Source organism: Staphylococcus sp. EG-SA-2, assembly GCF_017152085.1.
Genome location: NZ_JACYHC010000470.1, coordinates 1 through 4639, shown reverse-complemented (window position 1 = coordinate 4639; position 4639 = coordinate 1). Strand labels below are relative to the sequence as shown.

5 protein-coding genes are annotated in these 4639 nt (G+C 32.7%); 1 reads left to right on the top strand and 4 read right to left on the bottom strand.

Going from position 1 to position 4639, the window contains the following annotated elements; translation table 11 throughout:
• Both gndA and IDG60_RS06955 read right to left on the bottom strand, forming a co-directional pair.
• Window positions 1-1349 (bottom strand): NADP-dependent phosphogluconate dehydrogenase (gene gndA / locus IDG60_RS06960; protein WP_206160573.1); only part of this gene is annotated, 1349 nt, incomplete at its 3' end.
• Window positions 1350-1416: 67 nt separating this feature from the next.
• Window positions 1417-2550 (bottom strand): tripeptidase T, encoded by a 1134-nt coding sequence (locus tag IDG60_RS06955; protein ID WP_206160572.1) that lies wholly within the window; start codon window positions 2548-2550, stop codon window positions 1417-1419.
• Window positions 2551-2812: 262 nt separating this feature from the next.
• Between IDG60_RS06955 and prli42 the strand changes: the two genes are divergently transcribed.
• Window positions 2813-2992 carry a stressosome-associated protein Prli42 gene (prli42, locus tag IDG60_RS06950; protein WP_001789875.1) on the top strand — a complete coding sequence of 60 codons (180 nt, stop codon included), beginning with the start codon at window positions 2813-2815 and terminating at the stop codon, window positions 2990-2992.
• Between the two features lie 126 nt (window positions 2993-3118).
• Here the strand turns inward: prli42 and IDG60_RS06945 are convergent, their stop codons facing one another.
• On the bottom strand, window positions 3119-4099 hold the full coding sequence (locus IDG60_RS06945) for an aromatic acid exporter family protein (protein WP_000916195.1): 981 nt from the start codon (window positions 4097-4099) through the stop codon (window positions 3119-3121).
• Window positions 4100-4112: 13 nt separating this feature from the next.
• Window positions 4113-4550 (bottom strand): bacilliredoxin BrxB, encoded by a 438-nt coding sequence (gene brxB, locus IDG60_RS06940; protein WP_000367419.1) that lies wholly within the window; start codon window positions 4548-4550, stop codon window positions 4113-4115.
• Between the last annotated feature and the right edge of the window lie 89 nt (window positions 4551-4639).

The window sequence follows — 4639 nt, the reverse complement described above, 5'->3', positions numbered from 1 at the left end:
TGAGCACCGAAGTAGTCACGTTGTGCTTGAATTAAGTTTGCAGGTAAATCAGCTGCACGGTAACTATCATAGTAATTAATACTTGATGAGAAACCAGGTGTTGGTACACCATTTTGAACACCAGTTGCGACAACATCACGTAACGCATCTTGATATTCAGTAACGATGTTTTTAAAGTAAGGATCTAGCAATAAGTTTTGTAATCCTGGATTATTATCGTAAGCATCTTTGATCTTTTGTAAGAATTGTGCACGTATAATGCAACCTTCTCTCCAAATCATAGCTAAATCACCAAGTTTTAAATTCCATTCATTATCTTCACTTGCTTTACGCATTTGCGCGAAACCTTGTGCATAAGAACAAATTTTACTCATATATAATGCTTTACGAATTTTTTCTAAAAAGTCTTTCTTGTCACCATCAAATGATGCTTTTGGACCATTTAATTCTTTAGAAGCATTTACGCGCTCTTCTTTGATTGAAGAGATAAAACGTGCAAATACAGATTCAGTAATGATTGTTAATGGAATACCTAATTCTAATGCATTAATTGAAGTCCATTTTCCTGTACCTTTTTGACCTGCAGTATCAAGAATTTTTTCAACTAATGCTTCTTTATTTTCATCTAATTTCATGAAAATATCACCAGTGATTTCAATTAAATAACTTTCTAATTCACCAGCATTCCAGTCTTTGAACGTTTGAGCAATGTCTTCATGAGACATACCTAATAATTCTTTCATCATAGCATAACTTTCTGCAATTAATTGCATGTCAGCATATTCAATACCATTATGTACCATTTTCACATAGTGTCCAGCACCATTTGGTCCAATATAAGTAACACATGAAGCACCGTCTTTTGCCTTTGCAGCAATTGCATCAAGAATATCTGCAACTTTGTTATAAGCTTCTTCTTGTCCACCCGGCATTAATGACGGACCAGTTAACGCTCCAATTTCACCACCAGAAACGCCCATACCAATAAAGTTGATTGCACTTTGTGCTAATGCTTTATTACGTCTGATAGTATCTTGATAGTTTGTATTACCACCATCAATTAAAATATCTCCATCATCTAATAAAGGTAACAAACTATCAATTGTTGCATCCGTAGCTTTACCTGCTTGAACCATTAATAAAATTTTACGTGGTTTTTCTAAAGAATTAACAAATTCTTCCAATGAATACGTTGGATGAATATTTTTCCCTTTTGATTCTTCAACCATTAAATCAGTTTTTTCACTTGAGCGGTTAAATACAGATACACTATATCCGCGTGATTCAATATTCCAAGCTAGGTTTTTACCCATAACGGCTAAACCAATAACTCCAATTTGTTGTGTCATATTACTTACCTCACTTGTTGATTTTTCATTAGTATTGTATCACAAAATAGACATACACTACACTAAATCATTTCGATTGTCGCGCAACTATTTTGATTATTTCTAACACTTGACTTGCAAGCAAGTTCAATGATTTAATCGGCATTCTCTCATTTGTTGTATGGATTTTTTCATAACCCACTCCTAAAATGACTGAAGGAATACCAAATGTATTAATAATACTGCCGTCTGAACCGCCACCAGAAATAATTGTATTTGCAGATAATCCTAAATTACGAGCACTTTCTTGTGCAATTTTAACAACCGCTTCATTATCATTAATTTTAAATCCTGGATAACTTTGCTCCACTGTAAATTCTGCTTTCCCACCTAATTCTGATGCAGTAGTTTCAAACACATCAGTCATATGTTTGACTTGTGTTTTTATTCTTTCTGGATCGTGAGAACGTGCCTCTGCTTCTAAAATGACTTCATCTGCAACAATATTCGTAGCTGAACCGCCATGAAACTTACCAATATTGGCAGTAGTTATTTCATCAACTTGTCCTAATTTCATTCGACTAATTGCTTTAGCCGCAATATTAATAGCACTAACACCCTCTTTTGGCGTACTTGCATGAGCTGTTTTGCCAATAATTTTAGCTGAAATTAACATTTGCGTCGGTGCACCTACAACCGTAGTACCGACATCAGCACTTGCATCAATAGCATAACCAAAGTCCGCGTCCAACAACTCTGAATTTAATTCTTTAGCACCAATTAAACCTGATTCTTCCCCAACAGTAATCACAAATTGAATTTGTCCATGTGGGATTTGTTGTTCCTTTATCACTTGCAAAACTTCAAGCATCGCTGCTAATCCTGCTTTATCATCTGCACCTAGAATAGTCGTACCATCAGAGTATATGTAGCCGTCATCTTTTACAATTGGCTTTACATTAATTGCGGGTACAACAGTATCCATATGGCTCGTCAAATATAATTTAGGTACTTCGCCTTCTTCGATAGTACTATTCATTGTACACACTAGATTATTGGCACCTAATTTAGGATGTTTAGCCGCTTCATCTTCTTTAACATCTAACCCTAATGCTATGAATTTTTCTTTTAAAATAGGTTGGATTGTTGATTCATTCCCTGTCTCAGAATCGATTTGTACAAGTTCAAAAAACGTATTAAGTAATCTTTGCTCATTAATCATAATGGAACCCCTTTTATCAAAATTTTCATGTACGCCAAACGGTAAAAATTGATGAAATAAAATGTTACAGTAATTGATGTTACACAGATTTATCAGGCTTGTAAATTGTGTCATATTATTTTCAATTTATTATATATATTTATTGTAACTCAAACTAAGCTTTGTCAAAAATATATTGATTGATTTTTCAAAGATATCGTATAATGAGGAAAATGACATAAGCAAACTTACTCATGTTTTTTATTATATTCCTTAATGATGATTGCTAGTTATATCGTCTCAAGTTAAAAGTTTTATATCTTATGTCGTAATTATTAATACAAAGGTTATTCATTTGGAGGCACACAAAATGCAAAATAAAGTTTTAAGAATTATCATTATCGTTATGCTTGTATCAGTTGTATTAGCATTGTTATTAACGAGTATCATTCCAATTTTATAAACTATATCTCAACTACCTATACAAAATCATACAATTAAAAATCCATCCGTTATAAACGCATGTATTAATAAGTTATCGTATTGCAACGATTACTTTCAAACATGGGTCATACGGATGGATTATTTTTTAAGCTACTTCACTATGCATTTTCAATGAACCAAATTGCGATTTGATTTGTAAATATTCTTCTAATTCATTTAATATTTGAATAATACTTGCTCTCGAGTTAAGCGCTTTGTGTGTTGTTGGCAATGGAAGTTCATCCAATTTCAAACGCGTCTCATACAAATTGTGTAAACGCATTGCTGTATAGTCATTACTATTCACATTTAGACCAATTTCTTTCAGCAGTGACGCAACATCATTTAAAAGTGGATCTTTATGACAGATACTTTCGATGAGCGGTTTCATTCTCATTAACAATTCCACTTGCTCTTCTCGCATATCAAAATAATGATAGTATGAATTTTCGTTTCTAACAAAATGATTTTTAACATCTCGGAACGCGATAGACTTCGCCTTTTTAATATTTAAAAGTAACACTTCAAATTCAATCGCAATGGTATCTTCATATTTTTCACAAATATAACTATATTTACTAAAAATATCAGCAATTTGTTGCTCAATTTTACATTTGTATTCGTCTAGTTGTTTGTCTAAACTTGGCATCATTAAATTCATTGTAAATGCAATGCTCAGTCCAATTAACAGTAATAATGTTTCATTAACAATTAAATGTGCATCAATTGATTTTGCATTAAAAACATGAAGTAATATAACGCAACTCGTAATGACACCTTCTTGTACTTTTAATACGACAGTTAATGGTATAAATAACAATACGATAATACCGAGTACAATTGGACTCTGACCTAATAAACTAAATATTGCTGAACCTAAAAACAATACTAAAAAACATGATACTAATCTTGAAATAATCGCTTGTAGCGAATGTACTTTTGTATGTTTAATACATAATACGACTAATATGGCGCTTGAAGCATAATTATCTAAACCTAACAGCTTACTAATAATTACACCTAAAGTCATACCCACTGCTGTTTTTATTGTTCTAAATCCAATCTTGTAAGGATTTAACTTTAACATGGGTTAGCGCCTCTTATCTTTCTTCACAATATTTATTGAATAATGTTTGTAATTGATTAATTACGTTCATCACATCATGACCTTCGATTTGATGTCTTTCAATCATTTCTGTAATCTTTCCATCTTTTACTAATGCAAATGACGGACTTGAAGGCGCATAACCTTCGAAGTATTCACGCGCTCTTTGTGTCGCTTCTTTATCTTGTCCAGCAAATACTGTCACTAGACGATCAGGTAATACGTCATAATGTAAAGCATGTGATGCTGCTGGTCTTGCGATACCACCTGCACAACCACATACAGAATTGATCATAACTAGTGTTGTACCATCTTGTTTAAGAACTTTGTCAACATCTTCTGCAGTAGTTAATTGCTCATATCCCGCAGATTCAATTTCATTCCTTGCTTGTTCTACAACACCGTTCATGTATAAATCGAAATTCATGTCCATAAGTTCAATCACCTATCCCTTTATATTTAAACTATCCTCATTCTACTAATTAATAACATATTGTTCAATAAACTAATCTGAATCACACC

Coding starts and splice junctions, on each gene's coding strand:
- IDG60_RS06955 (WP_206160572.1), bottom strand. CDS start 2,550: ATGATTAATGAGCAAAGATTACTTAATACGTTTTTTGAACTTGTACAA.
- IDG60_RS06945 (WP_000916195.1), bottom strand. CDS start 4,099: ATGTTAAAGTTAAATCCTTACAAGATTGGATTTAGAACAATAAAAACA.
- brxB (WP_000367419.1), bottom strand. CDS start 4,550: ATGGACATGAATTTCGATTTATACATGAACGGTGTTGTAGAACAAGCA.